General features: G+C 37.1%; 14 protein-coding genes. 2 read left to right on the top strand and 12 right to left on the bottom strand.

Annotated elements, in window-relative coordinates; genetic code table 11:
• Positions 1–93: 93 nt before the first annotated feature.
• The 11 genes from CEF19_RS20795 to CEF19_RS20745 form a co-directional block, all read right to left on the bottom strand.
• Positions 94–3,210, bottom strand: a complete 3,117-nt coding sequence (locus CEF19_RS20795) for a rhamnogalacturonan lyase family protein (RefSeq protein ID WP_100407821.1) — start codon at positions 3,208–3,210, stop codon at positions 94–96.
• 965 nt (positions 3,211–4,175) lie between these two features.
• Positions 4,176–4,589: a hypothetical protein gene (locus CEF19_RS20790; protein WP_100407820.1), complete on the bottom strand. Its 414-nt coding sequence runs from the start codon at positions 4,587–4,589 to the stop codon at positions 4,176–4,178.
• 191 nt (positions 4,590–4,780) lie between these two features.
• Positions 4,781–5,614 (bottom strand): SPL family radical SAM protein, encoded by an 834-nt coding sequence (locus tag CEF19_RS20785; protein WP_100407819.1) that lies wholly within the window; start codon positions 5,612–5,614, stop codon positions 4,781–4,783.
• A 200-nt stretch (positions 5,615–5,814) separates the two neighbouring features.
• Positions 5,815–6,453 carry an O-methyltransferase gene (locus tag CEF19_RS20780; protein WP_264755143.1) on the bottom strand — a complete coding sequence of 213 codons (639 nt, stop codon included), beginning with the start codon at positions 6,451–6,453 and terminating at the stop codon, positions 5,815–5,817.
• Complete coding sequence (locus CEF19_RS20775) at positions 6,440–6,793, bottom strand: hypothetical protein (protein ID WP_100407817.1); 354 nt, start codon at positions 6,791–6,793, stop codon at positions 6,440–6,442. The genes CEF19_RS20780 and CEF19_RS20775 overlap by 14 nt, the downstream gene beginning before the upstream one ends.
• Before the next feature lie 293 nt (positions 6,794–7,086).
• A complete protein-coding gene (locus CEF19_RS20770; protein ID WP_100407816.1) occupies positions 7,087–9,468 on the bottom strand; it encodes a glycoside hydrolase family 95 protein in 2,382 nt (793 codons plus the stop codon).
• Positions 9,469–9,505: 37 nt separating this feature from the next.
• A complete protein-coding gene (locus tag CEF19_RS20765; RefSeq protein WP_198510340.1) occupies positions 9,506–10,252 on the bottom strand; it encodes a response regulator transcription factor in 747 nt (248 codons plus the stop codon).
• Positions 10,249–12,027, bottom strand: a complete 1,779-nt coding sequence (locus CEF19_RS20760; protein ID WP_100407814.1) for a sensor histidine kinase — start codon at positions 12,025–12,027, stop codon at positions 10,249–10,251. Before CEF19_RS20760 ends, CEF19_RS20765 begins: the two co-directional genes overlap by 4 nt.
• 114 nt (positions 12,028–12,141) lie before the next feature.
• Positions 12,142–13,713 carry an extracellular solute-binding protein gene (locus tag CEF19_RS20755; RefSeq protein ID WP_100407813.1) on the bottom strand — a complete coding sequence of 524 codons (1,572 nt, stop codon included), beginning with the start codon at positions 13,711–13,713 and terminating at the stop codon, positions 12,142–12,144.
• Between the two features lie 83 nt (positions 13,714–13,796).
• Positions 13,797–14,678 carry a carbohydrate ABC transporter permease gene (locus tag CEF19_RS20750; RefSeq protein ID WP_100407812.1) on the bottom strand — a complete coding sequence of 294 codons (882 nt, stop codon included), beginning with the start codon at positions 14,676–14,678 and terminating at the stop codon, positions 13,797–13,799.
• A 27-nt stretch (positions 14,679–14,705) separates the two neighbouring features.
• On the bottom strand, positions 14,706–15,686 hold the full coding sequence (locus CEF19_RS20745; protein WP_100407811.1) for an ABC transporter permease: 981 nt from the start codon (positions 15,684–15,686) through the stop codon (positions 14,706–14,708).
• A gap of 483 nt (positions 15,687–16,169) precedes the next feature.
• Here CEF19_RS20745 and CEF19_RS20740 point away from each other — a divergent pair, with 483 nt between their 5' ends.
• The gene (locus CEF19_RS20740; protein WP_100407810.1) at positions 16,170–18,212 is read left to right on the top strand and encodes a molybdopterin oxidoreductase family protein; all 2,043 of its coding nucleotides are present in this window, start codon (positions 16,170–16,172) and stop codon (positions 18,210–18,212) included.
• A gap of 230 nt (positions 18,213–18,442) precedes the next feature.
• On the opposite strand, the gene CEF19_RS20735 is transcribed toward CEF19_RS20740, so the two are convergent.
• A complete protein-coding gene (locus tag CEF19_RS20735; RefSeq protein WP_100408399.1) occupies positions 18,443–19,009 on the bottom strand; it encodes a CBO0543 family protein in 567 nt (188 codons plus the stop codon).
• A gap of 588 nt (positions 19,010–19,597) precedes the next feature.
• Here CEF19_RS20735 and CEF19_RS23360 point away from each other — a divergent pair.
• Entirely contained in the window at positions 19,598–19,744 is a 147-nt protein-coding gene (locus CEF19_RS23360) for a hypothetical protein (RefSeq protein WP_157801040.1), read from the top strand.
• Positions 19,745–19,804 lie beyond the last annotated feature (60 nt).

Genomic DNA, 19,804 nt, shown 5'->3' with positions numbered 1-19,804 from the left:
CAAAAACATAATACTATTTTATGATTGTCCTCTAGTAAGATAAATAAAGCTAGGCAGAGTATGTTCTGCCTAGCCTTATTCATTTTCTTATTCTTATTTTGAAGCTATCCCATTCCAAAGTTCTATTAACTGTTTGGCATCGGAGGTCAAATTAGTTTTTAATTGTTCGTCCACCTTATTTTTATTTAGGTGTTTTATAAAATCTTCCATCTGTTTTGCAGCTTGAACGTGTTTTCCTTCATCCAACTGATGCTGTACCTGGTTTAACTTGTTCACTAACACGGAAAGCTCTGGACTATTCAATTCAAGATTTACTGAATGCTTTATTGAATTGACACTTGGCGTATAATCAATTTTTTCTGCATTTAACTTTCCATCAAGTACAGTTTCTCTAATATCCTCACCTAGATAGAAACCGATATGTGGTGGTTGATTGTAAGTCGTATTTTGCCAAGCAATCGCCATTCTATATACTGGATCATGCATAAGAGTATATAGTCTGTACTCTGTAGGAATTGTTGTGCTGAATATTCTTAACTCTGAATCATCTTCAGTACTGTAAATAACCTCTTCACGCCAATCCCCAAGAATATCTGCTTGTAAGGTTGGATTTGCTTTTGTTCCATTATTACTTACAACACCTTCAAAGCTTTCCATAACACTAACTTTGCCTGTTGTTTCGTCATACTTAGAAATCGTTGTTCCATCTAATAATTCATGTAGTAGGTCTCCATCCCAGTAAGTAACAAAGTTAACTGGAAGACCAATACTTCTAAAGTCATTAGCTTCAACACCACCCTGGACATTGTAGACACCGCCACCTGTTTCAACAGTTCCACCGCCAGTTCCCCAGAATTCATACCCAGGTGTAGAGGTAATGTTTGCTGCTACTCCACGACCTGCATCCTTGTATGCATAGAACGCTTGTAAAGTTTCACCTGTTGCACCATCATGATATTCTAAAGATGCAACCTCTGATGACTCACGCACACCAAAGACATGTAAACCTTCACGATTAGGATCGAATGCACCTACATGTAGAGCATCACCATGAGATCCTTGCACACGACCCATTTCTCCATCCATTGCATAAAGGATCGTTCCGTCGTGATCAAGTGTTAATGAACCAGCTACAATTTCATCAAATCCATCATTATCTAGGTCACCAATCGCAAGGTTATGGTTACCTAAGCTTGCCCCTCTGCCCGCTTCGTCTGAATCAAATGTCCATTCCTCGATAAGTTGGCCGTCTTCTAAACTATATGCCGCAAAAGCAGTTCTTTCATAATATCCTCTACCATAAATTGCACTTGGTTTAACTCCATCTAAGTAAGCTAATCCAGAAAGGAATCGGTCTGAACGGTTATAGAAGTTATCTCCCCATGATGCACCCATATCTCCTTTTTCTTTTTCAACTGGGAATGCAAAATCAATCGTATCAATAACTTCACCAGTTTCACCATTGAAAACAGATATTAATTCTGGGCCATTCACTACATGACCACCATCATTAACCCAGTCAGCGGTTGGGTCACCGATTACACTAGTAACCTTATCGCTATCAAATTTGCCATCTGTTGCACCATATGACGTTGTTCCATCCGCTGTTTTAATAAGGAATTCAGATTTACCATTGCCATCCATATCACCCACCACAAATTGGTGATACTGAGGACCAGATGTTAAGTTAGGACCCATATTTATCCGCCATAATAGGGTTCCATCTAATTTATACGCATCAAAAATTGTTGGACCCGTGATCACATCTTCTAGAGCATACATAGAGTTAGATGGACTCCAAGTGATAATTACTTCATACTCTCCATCCCCGTCTAAATCACCTACACTAGCATCATTTGATCTATATGTGTAGTCACCTGTAGCAGTTGTTCCACCTGCTGGTTTTTGAAGTGGAATAGATAGATAATCTTTTTCTGCTACTTCTTTATCGTTTTTCTCGGTAGACTTTCCATTAACAAGTGTCTCAACCGTATAATTGTCTTCAGTTGTACCTTCTGAATCAACATAGTTTGTCACAGCCAATGGTTGATCATTTAACTTCTCACCATTACGATAAACATTGAATTTCACATCTTTATCATATTCATCTGCAAGCAAACGCCAGCTAATGAAAATACCATCTTCAGATTGAAGAGCGATGACTCCTCTATCAAGCCATTCTACCTGTTGTGGGTTATCAACTGGAGTATGACGATTATACACATACATTGTGACATCCCTGTTAAATTCATTGTTTACTTCATCTGTTTCTTCAAACGTCCCCTTAAATTCGTAGACACCAGCTTCATCAGGGTTCCATTCCTTACCTACTGCAGTCCACTCGCTTATAGGTACTTCTGCTTTACTATTATCAGCAAGAGTTACTGTTACATCTTCGGGCAAACCAATTGAATCGATGTCTTTAGTTGACTCACCTACATACAATCGGTGATATGGAAGTTTGTCCGCTCGAATAAGTGTATTGTCAGCCACAGGCACATTATAGACTCCAAGGTTATCTAGATAAGTAGTCCATGTTAAATTGTTACCAGATGTACGTACACCTACTAGTTTAAATGCAGCAACAGAGCCATCGAAAGCAACACCATCTAATGAAGATGCATATTCTTCCGTTATCCCCTCTTGATCTGTAAGACTTAACAAAACCTCATTGTTAAGAAGATCAAAATTAACCTTTACATGATACCATGCTTCCGTATCTGTAAACTCAGTTTGAGTAGGTGCTTGGCTACCTGAGTAAAAGCTTAGCGGAGCATTATTTGTATTATTAATTGTAAAGACAGTACGGCCTGAGTTGTCATAGAATCTAACATCGCCGCCATTTTCCTGAACATGTGTACCCTTATCATTTACATCACCAGGGTACCAATCAAATTCAAAAAGAATCTGTGCGCCCTTTACAGCTGTATCAAATTCCTTGGTTGCCACACGTCCACCAGATTGATCAATGGTGTCGAATTGTAGCTTTGGAGTCAAATTCCCACCCACATCTTCATCATTAGTTGAGAGTGTTGCTGCGAATGTAGTGAAATCCCAAAGGTCATTAAATTCACTGAAATAAACAGATTCATAGCCTTCTTCACTATTTTTATTTACTACTTCACCAAATGCCGGTGAAATACTTGAGATTAATAGGATTGATGTCAAAATAACAGAAAATGATATTCTGGTTTTTTTACTTAGACCCATTTTATATTTACACTCCTTCTGTTGTGATACCAAGGAATGATGAGTTTCGTGGTGCAGGTTCTCCTTGGGAAAACATCGTTTCCACTTTTCATAGTTTAAACGTTTTCCTACATCTAACCTTTCGTCTTACATCTGCTTTTGTCAAACAATTACCGGATTAGTTCCAACCTCAAATCCCTATGTTGTCAAACCACCCCCATCCAAAATTACCTAACACAATTATGGCTTCATTCAGTCCGCATAGCTAATTGTAAACGATTACATTTTAAAAATAGAAAGAACAGATAGTTACCCTACCATGCTGTTCGCTTCATTAGGTTACTTCATCCTTGAATGATTAGCCACTTTCTACTTGATACTAGCATCTTAAAGAGGAGCATGTCTATTGCACTTTTTTGAATGAGACTTTAGCGCTAATTCAGCAAAAGAGAAAAGTCCTACATTCTAGAATATTTAGAAAAACTAACACATCCTTGCCTCATTTCTCCATTTTTGCGATAAATATAAACAAAGAAATAGGCTGGACCCGAAATTGGATCCACCCCGAAATTGGATTGAGTTTAATTGAAAGGAATAAATGGATACATAATGACTTGGCCCACTGTTCTTCCCTAATCCCTTGCTGTTTCGACACCAACCATTTAACTGTAGAAAGCGAGAATACAACAGGTTTGCATCGGCAAAAAATTCATATACTGATAAAAAATTTATATTTCAGAAAAACGATGAAAGGTCATTCTTTTTTTGGAGACGGTATAACAATAAAGTTATATACTAATTTTACTTGTATTAAAATTTACTTATTATCTATATTATACTACATTTACGTCATCGGACATTGTCCCTTGAAGAATCTCTCTTTTTGATAAATATACATAAAAGCTAACTCAAATGAGCGTTATGTGAGGTGGATGCGTAATCGGCTGAAAAGAACCAAATTATTGTCTCAACAATTATCGCTGTACTTAATCTTCTTGTTTATGAATTTCGGATAATAATTTGCTTGCTATGTTCGTATTAGTTGGGTTTTCTGATAGAGAATTCAATAATTTAACGACTTCTCCCAAATTAGATATTTCTTTGTTAAAATGGCTAGCATTCCTTAAATCCGTCACTATATTTCTCGAATAACCGTTTACAAATTCATTTTCTTTTGAATAAGATGTGTAATTACTCAAAGAGCTAACTTTATGAGCGTGCTCTAAAGCTAAATATGTATCACCTTCTTTTAAAAAGCCGGCTACTCTAGCTAATTCAATTGAAAATTCTTGATCAATCTCACTTTGGAGTTTATTGTAATCATATAGTTTTTGAGCCAGAACTAAGTTAGCAACAAGTGATATCGTTATTATCGTGGCAATTAATAATTTTTTTCTCACACAACCAACTCCTTATTTTTAGTTCATTAAAACGTCAGGTGCGAGAATCTTCCTGATTTTCCTCTTTTGAAATCTTTTTATACCCCATGACAGCTGTTTGGTTAATTTTGTTAATTTTTTCTAGCTTACCATAATTAAAGTTTTTTAACAAAAACCTAGAACAAGATAAAAAGCTTGAAGAATCAAGCTTTTTATCTTGGAAAGGCATCTTTTTTAGAAACTCGTATCATTTCACTACGAAAATATTTATTAAAATATTTTTCTACCTTTACATGTAAATCTTTTCGATACCACTTCGATAGTCCATGTTCTTCAAATAATTTTGGCATTGCTAATCTCTCTGAACGTTTACCCATTGAACCGTCCCCAATACTTAGCGTATCGATCCAAATATGTTCCACAATACCATCCAATACTTTTGGAAAGTCAGGGGTAAATGGCAAAACGGGAGAAATCGAAACTTGGGTAGGTATTCCCCTATCATGAACTTCTTTTAAGGCTTTTATCCTTAATTTAATTCCAGGTGCATAGGGTGAAAATATTTGCTTTATATCTTCTCTATCTGTTTCAATCGTCATCGATACAAGGACTTCACATTTTTCTTTCAATTTTACTAACAACTCAATATCTCTTAGAATGAGTGGGCCCCGTGTTTGGATTTGAAGAAAATCTGGTGGAGTTTTAATCATTTCTTCTAATATCCCCTGTGTGATTTTTGCTTTCCGTTCAATAGGTTGGTAGGGGTCTGTTGCTGAAGACATAAAAATATTTACGGGTTGGTTTTTTTTACGAAGTTTCGTCATTTCATTTCGGTAATTTTCTGCTGCGTTTGTTTTTATGTCCAACCATTCTCCCCAGGGAATTTCTTTGAATTTTTGGATAGGCATCTCTCTTACATAACAATACCTGCAAGAAAACGCACAACCACTATAAGGATTTAATGAATGTGTAAATCCAACATCTAAATAACCCTTTGCTTCAGTAAGGATTTTCTTAGCAAGTGTTTCTTTAATTTCAATCCCCATATCCATCACTCCTCTCTTTATAGTTTATCGCATATTTAAAAATTAGAGAAAAGTTTCTATATTCTATTTCAATTTGAAGCCTTACTGATTTCTTTGGAAGAGGTCACTGTTTAAGTAATTCTTAAACAGGTAAAAAAGCAATCACGTATGATGATTGCTTTTTTACCCGAAACAGGATTTATATCACTCGATGTCTTTTTTTATTTCTTTACTTTTGAAATGGTCAACCCATCACCAATGGGAATAAGAAGGGATTCTAATAGAGGATGATTAGCGACCGTCACATTAAATTTCTTCATTAACTCAGTATAATGTCTAGGTTTAACATCCTCGTCAACTACACTTCCGCCAGCAAGTACGTTATCTGTAACGATTAAAGCACCCGGTTCAGCTAGCCTGATGCAATAGCTCAGGTAATTTTCATAATTTTCTTTGTCTGCATCGATAAAGAAAAAATCGTAAGTCTTGTTTTCACCAACTAGTTTTTCAAGGCTTTGCAAAGCTTCCCCGGTAATATATGATACGTGATCGCCAAAGCCCGCTTTAGATAGATTGCTTTGTGCTAGCTTTGCATAACTCTCCTCTAATTCAAGGGAAGTTATGTTTCCTTCTTTACCGAACCCTCTAGCAAGGCAAATCCCACTATAACCGCCAAGAGCCCCTATTTCTAAGACATTTTTAGCCCCTGAAATTGAAATAAGCATGGAAAGAAGCTTTCCGGAAGAAGGAGAGACAGATATGGAAGGCATTCCGTTTTCTTTTATCGACGAAATAACTTCCTCCAAAAGAGCATCTTGATTATGAAAGACTGTATCAATATAACTGTTAATCTGTTTCATTAATTTCAATTCCTTTCTCTTCCTTATTAAATGACTCTTTCCTCTCCAACACAGTTGCTTCACTTTCATGTAGTTCAAATAATTGCATAAATTCATTGATTACCATATCAATGGCTTTTAATTCCCCGACTAAAATCGGATTAATCGACTGTAACTCTGGTGTATCTAGCTGTTGTTTTAATGTGGAACGTTTAAGATTCATCATCTCTAAAAAGGCAATGGCTCTTCCTCGGCGAAACGTTTTTGCACCACGTGGTTTTGAACTATGGTCTCTTCCTTTGTAGCACTCACCTCGGTGATGTCCTTCTTTTTTCATATCAGTAAATTGGTCACTTCTCATTAAATAGCCCCTTCTTTCGTATACGAATGTATACAAACCTATGATGTTAATTATATACAGATGTATACAATATGTTAATATAAATTCAATTGTTTTCCAAAATTGGGACAATAACATAATCGTCGTTTTAGAATAGTGTATTCCTCTCATAAACACTTTAAAACTACCTTCAGAATCCTCTCGTACGGTTCTTTGAAATAAGCTTGCAACATTAAAGGACACTAAAAAAGGTAAACAATATACCTTCTCCAGTGCCCTCTAAACTAGACGTAGTATGAGAATTCCATACTAAGCTACTCAATAAAGCTTCGCAAAGTATAGATTGCTCCTTCTTGGGTGTCAAATGAGATAACGTGGTTTGAAGTTTCAACTAACACGTTCTTTCCTTCTGTTTCAATTGTAAATGAATTCGGTGCTGCAATTGAACAACGGTTTCCATTTCTAGAGATAATCGTCGCTTCTTCAAGTACCCCGTTTTCCCATGAAAGATTCACTTCAAATCCTCCTCGTGCTCGTAGACCTTTCACTGAACCTGTTGGCCATACATCAGGCAGAGCCGGTAGAAATTGAATCGCCTGCTCATGAGACTGTACGAACATTTCAGCCACGCCTGCTGTGAAGCCAAAGTTCCCGTCGATTTGGAATGGCGGATGCGCATCAAATAGATTTGGATAAACCCCACCTGCTTGTTTATTCTCTGGGCCCTCTTTTACTAATTGTAATAAATTAGAGATAAACCTATATGCACGATTTCCATCTTTAAACCGCGACCACAGGCAAATTTTCCATGCAAGACTCCAGCCTGTGCCACCATCGCCACGTCGCTTAAGTGACTGCTTGGCAGCTTTATAGAATTCAGGGGTGTCACACTCCGTCAATTGATTCCCTGGAAAAACACCAAAAAGATGAGAGACATGCCTGTGGTGAATATCCTCATCCTCAAAGTCATTCGACCATTCTTGTAATTGACCGTACTTGCCAACTTGAGGAGGAGCTAACTTTAATTTGGCTGTTTGCAACTCTTCTATAAACTTCTCATCAACTCCTAAGAGCGTTGCAGCATTAATACAGTTTGTGAACAAATCCCAAATTAAAGATAAATCCATTGTTGCTCCGGCGCTGACTGCAGCCATTTGTCCATTATCCGTTTGAAATTTATGTTCAGGTGAAGTTGAAGGTGAGGTGACTAACTGTCCTTCTTCATTTTCGACTACCCAATCTAAACAAAAGAGTGCCGCTTCTTTCATTACTGGATACGCCGATTTGGCTAAGTAGGTACGATCCTCCGCAAACAAATAATGCTCCCACAAATGCTGACATAACCATGCAGCTCCCATTGGCCAAAATGCCCAAGCAGGATCGCCATGTCCATAAGCCCCAACCGGCGCGGATTGTCTCCAAATATCTGAGTTATGATGAGCCACCCAACCTCGGCAACCATAATTAATCTCTGCAGTTTTCCGCCCATTTTCTGCTAATTCTTTTATAAAAGTTAAAAGTGGTTCATGGCATTCAGCTAAATTACACGTTTCAGCTGGCCAATAATTCATTTCAGCATTAATATTTAACGTCCAATTGCTACTCCAAGGTGCCTGAAGCAACTCGTTCCATATTCCTTGTAAATTAGCAGGCTGCGACCCTTGACGAGAACTGGCAATCATCAAGTATCTACCATATTGAAAGAGAAGCTCCACGAGTCCTGCATCGCTTGCACCATACTCCTTGACACGTTGGTCTGTTGGGATCTCTTCTACTATTAAGGATTTCCCTAAATCAAGTTCAACACGGTTAAATAGGGTTTGATAATCATCGATATGTGCTTGTTTAAGTTCATCATAAGTGACAGAAGATGCTTTGTCTAAATGTGAAGCAATAACCGTTGCTGGGCTTTTCCCGTTTGTACCAGGATTGTTTAAAAAGCCGTTATAACTCGTGGCTGCACTAAGCAATAGGACCACAGTTGTCGCACCACTTACCTGTAACCCTTCAGACGAAATGTCTACTTTCCCGTCCGTTTGTTGAACTTGTACTTCACATTCAAACCTCATCGCGCTTGATGTTTCCGCCTCACCGTTACCCGTTGTTTTCTTACTCTGATAATAATTAGGGTCAACATGTTCTGGACAGATTCCTTTTAATAAAATCCCGTTATCCTTCGTAACCGTTTCATACTTTAGCTGACTTTCAAGCTGGGATGTAAAGCTTAATGCGCCTCGTTTATTTGCCTGAATGCGCATAACAAGGATTTGATCAGGGAACGAGCAAAACACTTCTCTCGTATAGATGACACCGTCAAGTTCGTATTGCACATTTGAGATAGCTGTCTTTAAATCAAGTTTACGCTCGTAAGATTTCGCATTTGCTGCATTATGATGAAAATGTGTGACAAGGTCCCCGAGCGGAAGATATGATTGGGTATACGGTCCCATCATTTCTTTACAACGTTTATCAGCTTCTTCATATCTCCCTTCAGATATGAGGCTTCTCACCTCAGGAAGTACCTCTTTTGCGTTCGGGTTATTCCAATCTTTCGGACTACCTGACCAAAGCGTATCGTCATTCAGTTGAAGACGTTCTACATTGATACCGCCACGGACCATCGCACCAAGACTCCCATTTCCAATCGGCAGCGCTTCGGTCCAAGTCTTCGCTGGTTCTTTATAGAATAATTTCACAACCTCATCTCCTTTGCTATTATTTAATAAGATCCATTCAAATACAGTCGCGGAACTTTCCAGGAGGCTGTCCTTCAAGCTTTCGGAAAACCTTATAAAAATGTTCCTGATTCTCGTATCCAACTAACTTTCCGACCTGATGAATAGAAAGCTCCGGGCTATTCATTAATAAGTCCTTAGCTTTGGTAATTCGGAAGGCGTGCAAGTAATGAATAAACGTTAACCCTGTTTCTTTCTTAAACAATGAACTCAAATAATTACGGTGCAAATTGATATAGCCAGCTAATTCATCTAATGAAAGATCTTGTTGATAATTCTCGCTAATATAAGATAAGACCTGCTTAATATGCTTTGAATACTGATCTATATTTTCAATTGGATCCTCACTCTTATATTTCTCTTTGTTTTCTTTTTCGTAGATCTCTTCAAAAGACTTTTGGATAAGGTGAATAATTTCCGACTTATTTATCGGTTTTAGTAAATAATCAATGACCTGGTACTGTATCGCTTGTCTTGCATAGTGAAAGTCATTGTAGCCACTCAAAATAATAAAACGATTACATGTTTGTAAATTTCGAATGTTTTTAATTAAATCTAACCCGCTCATTTCAGGCATATTGATATCTGTTATTACTAAATCAGGAGGGTTTTGTTTTGATTTATGAAGAGCCTCGATACCATCACAAGCTCCTTCAAGTTCTGTCATCTGAGGGCAATTTTTGTTAATAATGGTCATCAGTCCATTTAAAATAAACGGTTCATCGTCAACGACTAAAATCTTCACGTTTCTCTCCCTCCTTTCGGTAAAGTAAGAATACATGTCGTTCCTTGACCAGATTCACTGTGTATAGAAAATTGAGAATGTTCACCATAATACAATTTAATTCTTTCATTCACATTGAATAGTCCAATCCCGCTACTAGTGTTCTGAAATTCTTTTACATCTAAATGGTTGGTAAGTAGTTTATTAATTAACTCAAGTCTCTCTTTCTCTATACCAAGTCCATTGTCGGTTATGGTAATTTGGATATGGCTTTCCAAATTCATCATTCCAATTGTTAGTCTACCGTTTGTTCTGATTTTCGAGAGTCCATGACCGATACTATTTTCAACTAGAGGTTGGAGCAGAAAGCGCGGACAAGGAAATTTACTCACATTAACCTCATCTTGTATTTCATACTCTAACCGATCACCCATTCTTAATTTATGAATCCTTAAATAATTACGAATGTGATCAAGTTCTTCACCTAAGGTAGCATTGGTTCTTTTTGGAGACAAACTATAACGCATGAGTTGCCCGAATGTATATGATATATCAGAAACTTCTTGGTCATCATTCATTTCTGCCATCATTCGAATCGTTTCTAATGTGTTGTAAATAAAATGGGGATTAATTTGAGACTGCAAAGCTAGATATTCTGCTTCCTTCCTAGTTAACTCCTCAACTTGAACTTTATTAACTAGCTCATCAATGCGTCTAATCATTAAATTATATGATGACGTAAGAACACCAATTTCATCTTGTTCATTTGAATCCACATACTCTTTAAAATTATGACGATCGATGTTTCTCATGTGGGAGGCTAATTTTAAAATCCTTTTTGTAATCGATAACGCTAAAATATAATAGATAGCAGATAGCGCTAGAAAAGACATCAAGATAACGACAATAAGGATGTCTCGTTTCTCCTCAAAATTCTTGAAAATCCCCTCGACTTGCCCTATTTTTACAACCCTCACATTTAAACGCTCCATATATAATGAATTGACCATAATATGATTATCATCCAAAAAGAAATAATCCGTATGCCCGTCTTCGAACATCGTAAACAATTGCTGTAGCTCGTCATCAAAGAGGGAGTGATTATTGTTAGAAAGGATTTGATTATTTGCTGAAATAAAGAAAATCTCTTCATTCTTATTTGTATTTAAGGTTTTTAAAAAATCATCAATCATTTCATTTTTCACAACAATTTCGAGAACACCTATTTCTCTTGTATAAGAGGGATTGTATAGTTTTTGATAATAATTTAACTTCGGTTGATTATTTTGACCTTCACTTTCAAAAATCCAGCTTCCTTTACCGATTGCAATCGATTCAATAAAATTTCGATCAGCCAAAATATCATCTCTATCTAATATTTCGGGCGGAATACTAGTTATACTTTTTTCGTTTTTATATATTCTCAACTCTTTAATAGACGGATTACCGGACTTAATATAAGTGAAAACAGGCCTTATCTCTTTTAAAAAATGATAAATGCGTTCTCCTTCAAATTCATAGGTTCCATTAAGAAAATTCGTTAATGTTGTATTGTATTGGAGCAGTTCATAGACCGATTCCGCTTGAATCAGTTCATTGTACAAATGATTATGTGCTTGTTCTAGAAGCTGTTGCCTCTCACTGGAATATTGGTGCAAGACATCTTTATATAACTGACTATATAATATATAGCCAACCACTAAAGCTGGAATGAAAACAATGACCACATACCCAATAACCATTTTCTTTACAATACTTATGCTTGTTAGCCTACTAATCAGTTGCTTTAATTTCATCTTACACCTCTGATGCAACCTCGATATCGCGCAATCAACAATTTTTTAGTTCCAGAGAACGTGTAAGTGTAAAAGAGAAGGAGGGTAAGTGTACCCAACCTTCCCCCATTCTTCCTACTCGAAAAATTGTATAACTGATTGATACTCTTCCGTTGCCCACTCTTCTAACTGCTCTATTCCAATTTTTTCTGCATTAGCCATCATTTGTTCATAAGCAGCGACTGCTTCTTCCTCACTCTTTGCCAAATAAATCTTTGTTTCTTCGTTTTTAATCATTTCTTGTATGCTCGTTAAGATGTTTCTTTCTTCTGTATCAGGATCGGGATTAACTAACCCTAATTCTGGTCGGTAAATGGTTCTTTCCTTTGCCATTTGGAATCCTTCCGTGCTTTGCAACCCAGGTACATAGTTTCCAATCCCTTCAGAAACGGCACTTCCACCAAGTAAGCCCCACCAGTAAATACCTTCCTCTCCTTTGTATTCCTCATCATTCACATCATAATTAAACTGAGGGTAGCCTTCCTCATTCCAAGTCCAGTGCTCGCCTTCAATTCCCCATAACCCTAATTTCTGTCCTTCCTCACTTAACATAAATTCCATTAATTTAATCGATGCTTCTGGGTTTTTATTATTTTTAGTAATAAAAACACCAGACCATCCAATCATACTATTAATATAAACCGTATCCTCACTTATTGATTCTGTTAAAAGCTTATATCTAAAATCTTCCCCTTGTTTTTCCAAGTTCGTATTGTTCGCATCGGCAACTCTCATAACATACATATGAGCAAACGCATCGCCACTAAGAACCATTTGATCATCTCTTTGATCATCAGCAAAGGTGAAGTTTTCTGCGGTAATCAAACCATTTCTATACAATCGATTCATATACTTATAATACTCCAAATAACCAGGGTGTCTTGTTTCATAAAATAATTCTCCATCTCTTTCATACCAAGGAGCTGTTGGCCCCACATCAATTCCAAAATGTGCTTTGAAAAAGCCACCAAGATGATTAATATCCATAACTAGCGGAAGCATCCCGTCATAGTTTTCCTTGACCTGCATTAAGACATTTTCAAAATCAGTTAACGACTTGATTTCTGGATTTCCTAACTCTTCCATAATATCTTCACGTACTGCTAACCCTGCGCTACCTGCCCCAGGAAGAGCTTTATCATTTGAATTCCATTCTTCTTCAGTTGAAAATGCATTTAAAATGGTATAGAAATTCTCATCAGAAACAGTGTTAACAGCCTTTCTAGTCTTATCAATTTCAAAAGAAGGCGCATACTCTTCGATTAATTCATTCCACGCATAGGACAATTTCGGGTCTGCCATTCTATCAACATTATCAGCAGTAAAGACAAGGTCTGGAAGATCTCCAGAAGCCATCATTAATGATAATTGATTGTCATCCGCTGCAACTTGAATATTTAATTTTACACCCGTTTGTTTCGTAATTTCTTCTGCAACGGCTCCGCCCCATTCCCTTTGTGTCCACCAAGGATGATTAACAAACATCGTTAATTCAACGACTTCATCCCCACTTTCACTACTCGTCGCATCTGGGTCTGTTTGGTCAGTAACTGTTTCCTCGCTGCCTCCGCTACTACACGCTGTGAAAAGGCTTACAATTAGTGCTAATGCAATGAAAAAAATAACAAACTTACTTTTTTCTCTCATAAATGGACCCTCCAAAGTTAATTTTATAGTAAAGCTACTAATCTATAAAGAGATTAATAGCTGTATACCAATTTCTCACTGAATTATTCCTTTACCCCACCAAGCATAACGCCTTTAACAAAATGTTTTTGTAAAAAAGGATACAAAAGTAAAATCGGTGCCACAGCAACAACCATCGCCGTTACTTGTAGAGAAAAACTTGTCACTTGGCTCGCCCCCATACCAAAAGCAGAATCTTGCTGACTGGAGATTTGACTTTGATTAATAATCTCCATCATTCGATACGTTAACGTCCGTAAATTGTCGTTGGATACAAAATAGGCTGAGTCTAACCAAGAATTCCACTGCCCTACCCCTAGAAACAATGACATCGTCGCTACAAGCGGCATTGAAATCGGTAAGATAATCTTTAAGAAAATCGTCAAATCATTGGCTCCATCAATTCTTGCGGATTCTTGTAATTCTCCAGGAATTTCTCTAAAAAATGAAATCGCAATAAGTAAAAAGAAAATATTAAGCATCGACGGGATAACGTATACCCAAAATGTGTTTAAAAGAGCTAATTCTCTTAAAAGTACATAGTAAGGAATTAATCCTCCCGAGAAATACATCGCCACAATGATGAGGATGAAATAAAACTTTTTGAACATTAAATCTTTATACGCCAGTCCATAAGCAACAAGACAGGTGAAAAATACACCAAGTATTGCTCCAACTACTGTACGTAGAACTGATATCCCAAAAGCTTTTAACCATGTAATATCCGTAAAAAAGGCTTGATAGTTTTCAAATGTAAACGACCGCGGCCATAAATAAATCCCACCAAGTATCGTATCCCGTCCTTCATTAAATGAAATAATCACTAAATAATAAAATGGGTATAAACATAATAGCGTTATCAACGTTAATATAAAGTAGTTTATTGAATCAATAACCCAATCTTCTCGTGTCTTCCGCTTAGCCACCTACATCACCTCGCTTGTTTTCCACTTCTAAAATAAACCTTTACCAGATACTTTTTTCGCAATAAAATTACTAGAAAAAATTAAGAAGATAGAGATAACCGCTTGAATTAAATCGATTGCTGCGGCGTAGGCAAAACGTCCTTCAGCTAAACCAACCTTAAATGCATAGGTTTGAATAATTTCGGAGGTACTATTATTTACCGTGTTACCGAATAGAAAGGCCTGCTCGAAGTTAGACCCTACCAATCCTCCGCCTAACATACTTCCGATTGTAAGAATCAACACAACCACAATCGTCCCTAACATTCCCGGTATGGTTACGTACCATATACGAGCTAATCGGCTTGCTCCATCAATTTCAGCAGCTTCGTATAAGGAAGGACTAATGCCTGCAATAGCTGCTAAAAAGATAATCGTCCACCAACCCATTTCCTTCCAAATTGCACTACTCACCGCTAATCCCCAGAAATAGTTAGCATCTATTAAGATAGGAAGTGGTTCTTGGATGATGTTCAAAGCCAATAACCATTCATTGACTAACCCGTTGTTAATTGAAAAAAAGGCCGAGGCAATTCCGAGTACTACAACCCATGAAATGAAATGCGGGAGATAACTCGCCGTCTGAACAAAGCGTTTCAAGGTTGAATGCCTCACCTCATTTAACATAATCGCAAAGATGATGGGTGCTGGAAAGGTAAAGACTACCTTCAAAAGACTAAGAACTAACGTATTCCGTACTAAATCTGAAAAACGATAATCGTTAACAAATTCTTGGAAATGCTTCATCCCAACCCACTCACTCGTGAAAATTCCGGCGATACCATCTGAAATTGTATAGTTTTTAAATGCCATCAGAATGCCAAACATCGGAGTGTAATTGAAAATCAGTAGAAATAAAATGCCTATTAACACAAAAATTTGAAAGTAAATTTGTTTTTTAAAACGCTTCCATTTCTTCCATTTATAATTGTCGTTTAGCGTTATCGATTGGTCCAATTCAGGTTTCATAGGGTTCCTCCTTTCTGTTATCTATAGTCTACTTGTTAGCAAAGACCATTAACATTGACCATTTTTAGCATTCATTGTCTATTTTTAATATTTTGACTTTTTGATTCAAATTTAGGAATAATCGATTGCTCCTTCCAACAATAAACAGGTTCAATCAGAAATAAAAGGCCTCCCCTCAGCGAGGCCATTGAAAAAGGGGCTTTTCCTTTTTCAGTGGGCTCTTAGTAATGCGCGAAGCCGTTGCCCGGTTTTGAAAAGCCTGGCTATGAGTGGTTTTTTCATAGCAAGGCGCGCAACAAGTGAAGCCATTACTGCTTCCTCGAAATGCTTTCAAAGGGTTTTTCAGTGGCCTCCCCTCAGCAAGGAATTCTTTTACCTCCATAAACATAAACATGTAGAATGCTGTCAATTTATATGAGAACGTTTCTACTATTCAATATGTTATAATTTAATAACTTATTTTTGTGTGAAAGGATTTTGGTTATGCAATCAATTGAAACGAAGAAAGATGGCGTCTTTCCTTCTGTATGTTCCCTAGACTGTCCGGATCAGTGCGGACTGTTGGTGCATAAAGAAGATGGCAAAATAGTAAAAGTGGAAGGTGATCCTAATCATCCGGTTACTCAAGGAAGCATTTGTAACAAAGTAAGGAATATGAGTGAACGACTATATGATTCTAAGAGATTAACAACACCCCTAAAACGGATCGGTCCAAAAGGAGAAGGAACCTTCGCTCCTATTAGTTGGGACGAAGCCATTGAAACGATCGCAACAAAATGGAAGTCACTCATAAATCAACACGGCCCTGAGTCGATTCTTCCTTATAGTTTCTATGGAAATATGGGCAACCTTACAGCTGAAGGAATGGACCGACGCTTTTTCCATCGCCTTGGATCGAGTCAATTAGACCGTGCCATTTGTTCTGTTGCAGGATCGGCGGGATATGAGTATACAATGGGCTCTAGTTCGGGGACGGACCCTGAAGAAACAACGAACACAAAGCTCTTTATTATGTGGGGAATTAATGCGGTTAGCACAAATATGCATCAAATGACAATTGCCCAAAAAGCTCGCAAAGAAAATGGCGCCAAAATTGTCGTTATCGATGTTCATAAAAACCAAACAGGACGGATGGCTGATTGGTTTATCCCCATACAACCTGGAACGGACGGGGCCTTAGCTCTGGGAATGATGCATATATTATTTTCTAAACAGATGGTGAATCAAGATTTCTTGAAAGTATACACGCTTGGGTTTGAGGAATTAGAAGACCATGTAAAACAATATGATCCAGAGACTGTCTCTACTATCACCGGTGTTCCTGTTGAAGATATATATAAGCTAACTCATATGTATGGCAATGCCTCCCCTTCTCTCATTCGAATCGGGAATGGCTTACAGCATCATGATAATGGGGGGATGATTGTTCGCACAATCGCATGTCTCCCTGCATTAACGGGTGCGTGGCTTGAAACAGGCGGTGGGGCCATCAAATCAAATAGTAGTTTCTTAGCCTATAACACAACAGCCTTACAAAGACCTGACTTGTTAAAAAACAAGCAAACTCGTACATTTAATATGAACCAAATCGGAAAAGTCTTACGCGAGACGACCCCACCTGTCTACTCTTTATTTGTATACGGTTCGAATCCAGCGATTGTCGCACCCGAGAGTAATAAAGTACGTCAAGGATTAAAACGGAAAGATTTATTTACAGTGGTCCATGATTTATTTCTAACAGAAACAGCACAATATGCAGATATCGTTTTACCTGCAACATCAGCTTTTGAGAACTTGGATTTTTACACTTCCTATTGGCATCATTATGTACACATGCAGCAACCCATCATCGAACCCTTTGGAGAAAGCAAGTCAAATACCGATGTCTTTCGCTTACTTGCTAAAGCGATGGGGTTTGATGAGGGGGCCTTGCAAGACTCAGATGAAGAGTTAATGCGTCAAGCGCTTGATTATCCAGAAAACCGCTATTTTAAACATGTGAATTTTGATACCTTGTTGAAGGAACAATACATGAAAGCCGATCGCTCTCCTTACTCATTCAAAAATCTCGGTACGCCAAGTGGAAAAATCGAGCTCTATTCTGAACAAATGGTCAAGAAAGGATTCCCTGCTCTCCCAACACATACACCATTAGTCGAAGATGTGAATTTCTCGTATCTTTTTATACCAGGACCAAACCATAACTTCTTAAATTCAACTTTCTCAAACAACGAAAAGCATCAAAATTTAGAGAAATCTGCAAAAGTTCATCTTAACCGACTAGATGCCGAAAAGATAGGAATTGCAGACGGAGAGTTAGTTAGAATTTGGAATGACCGTGGCGAATGTGAAATCATTGCTGCTGTTGGAGAGAATGTTCTTCCAGGTGTGGTTGTCAGTCAAGGACTATGGGCAGACATGCCAGGAAAAAAGCAGTTGGTTAATGCGCTAGCTCCTGATAGGCTCGCAGACATGGGCGGTGGGGCCACATTTTTCTCTGGTCGAGTGAACATAGAGAAAATTTAATCATACCTCAGCAAGCCTGTTCCAGATTAGGGGAGCAGGCTTGTTGAGGTTCCCGCTACCAAATTAATAATCTCTATCCACTAGAATGCTCAAACTATACTTTACTAGTGTAGTTTGCTGTAATCTTACTGGTTAAAGGAAAATTATGTATGTAATGGGGTGAGCTAATTTTCCTAGTCTGAACGTTAGTGCCCAAGTATTGTAGTCTTGTATGCTTCGGCAAAACGTAATTACTTTTCCTTTTTTTGCAACCATAGAAACAGGTTCGTAATAAGTTTAGATACAATAAAAAATGCCACATAAAATAAAAATAAATGAATATAATTTATTCCCTTAAACATATGGAAAAAGTGTAAGTTTACCATAATTGGTTTTAATACAAAGGCAAATACTGCCGATAACAGCACAGAGTATAGATAGATATTCTTTTTATGATTTAACGACCATTGATATAACAACATAAAACACACCGGAACTAATGAAGCATCTAACGCAAAGCTTGGTAAAATGGGAACTATTTGATAGGGATATTCCCAGAGACCTAGTTCAATCCCAGCAGTATTTGCATAGTGAAACCAAACGTGGTAATTAAATCCAAAAAATCCAAGAAGTAATATTTTCCTTTTATCAATTGAAAGGAATAATACGATTAACGGTGCAACTACCGTGATAAGCACTACCCAGAACTGCCATGTACCAAAATCCGAAAATGATCTCCAATACTGTAGCTCAAATTGACTTACCTTCACTTCCAGAGTTCTAATTTGATTTAAAAGTTCTGTTTGTTTTTCTATCATATCAGCCACAGCCTATTCACTAAAATTTACTGAGTCTTTTTCTTAGTTTAAATGTCCCATGTAACATCTAAGAAAATTACACTTTTGCTTTTATTTTTTATTCCTCGTTTGTAAATGTACCTGAGAATATTATTAGTTAAATTTAAAATAATATGCATTAAATGCAGAGAGGACAATAAAAACGAAAATGAAAAAACACATATTAGACAAAGCTAACATGCGTCTTCCTTTTTTTGGATACTGTTCAAGTAACGTTGATTGACTCTCCTTCTAGTAATAACAAGTGAAATAGTACTCCAGCCTGTCAATGCCATTATTCCATTTCCGAGACTAACACTGTCTTCAACAGGCTATAAAAACAGGTTGAGTGAAAGACAAATTTCTTGCGGAATCTTGAAAATGAAATCGCGTAGAATTGATGTAGCTCCTATCAGAACACATGAATCTAATACAATAGTAAAATTAATGGTTAATTTGACTAACAAAAAGCTGAATCTGGATTTACATTGTGACTAAATACCTGGTATTATTTATATGCAGGTTTAATTTACCTATACATACAATACAAATACCATTAAGGAGATAATTATGATTTCTAACGAAGAAATGATTTTATTTATTAAGGAAATCTATTTGTTGACAAATGAATATGAAAAATGTGATGAAGCAGTAATAAAAGAACAGATTTACAACGATATATTATTTTTTAGCAAAATCATAACTATAAATACTTAATAGTACCTGTTCCCATTCATTAGTCTTCATCTATTTTCCCGTTTCGATAATAAAGCAACG

Source organism: Bacillus solitudinis (assembly GCF_002797395.1).
In the GTDB taxonomy this organism is placed as follows: domain Bacteria; phylum Bacillota; class Bacilli; order Bacillales; family Bacillaceae_D; genus Halalkalibacter_A; species Halalkalibacter_A solitudinis.
The sequence above is the reverse complement of the archived record's forward strand: the minus strand, read 5'-3'. Positions and strand labels throughout refer to the sequence as shown.

What these genes read in the sequence shown, in the direction of transcription:
- CEF19_RS20785 (WP_100407819.1), bottom strand. Translation starts at nt 5,614, where the DNA reads ATGGGGATTGAAATTAAAGAAACACTTGCTAAGAAAATCCTTACTGAA.
- CEF19_RS20795 (WP_100407821.1), bottom strand. Translation starts at nt 3,210, where the DNA reads ATGGGTCTAAGTAAAAAAACCAGAATATCATTTTCTGTTATTTTGACA.
- CEF19_RS23360 (WP_157801040.1), top strand. Translation starts at nt 19,598, where the DNA reads ATGATTTCTAACGAAGAAATGATTTTATTTATTAAGGAAATCTATTTG.
- CEF19_RS20745 (WP_100407811.1), bottom strand. Translation starts at nt 15,686, where the DNA reads ATGAAACCTGAATTGGACCAATCGATAACGCTAAACGACAATTATAAA.
- CEF19_RS20735 (WP_100408399.1), bottom strand. Translation starts at nt 19,009, where the DNA reads ATGATAGAAAAACAAACAGAACTTTTAAATCAAATTAGAACTCTGGAA.
- CEF19_RS20755 (WP_100407813.1), bottom strand. Translation starts at nt 13,713, where the DNA reads ATGAGAGAAAAAAGTAAGTTTGTTATTTTTTTCATTGCATTAGCACTA.
- CEF19_RS20775 (WP_100407817.1), bottom strand. Translation starts at nt 6,793, where the DNA reads ATGAGAAGTGACCAATTTACTGATATGAAAAAAGAAGGACATCACCGA.
- CEF19_RS20760 (WP_100407814.1), bottom strand. Translation starts at nt 12,027, where the DNA reads ATGAAATTAAAGCAACTGATTAGTAGGCTAACAAGCATAAGTATTGTA.
- CEF19_RS20740 (WP_100407810.1), top strand. Translation starts at nt 16,170, where the DNA reads ATGCAATCAATTGAAACGAAGAAAGATGGCGTCTTTCCTTCTGTATGT.
- CEF19_RS20780 (WP_264755143.1), bottom strand. Translation starts at nt 6,453, where the DNA reads ATGAAACAGATTAACAGTTATATTGATACAGTCTTTCATAATCAAGAT.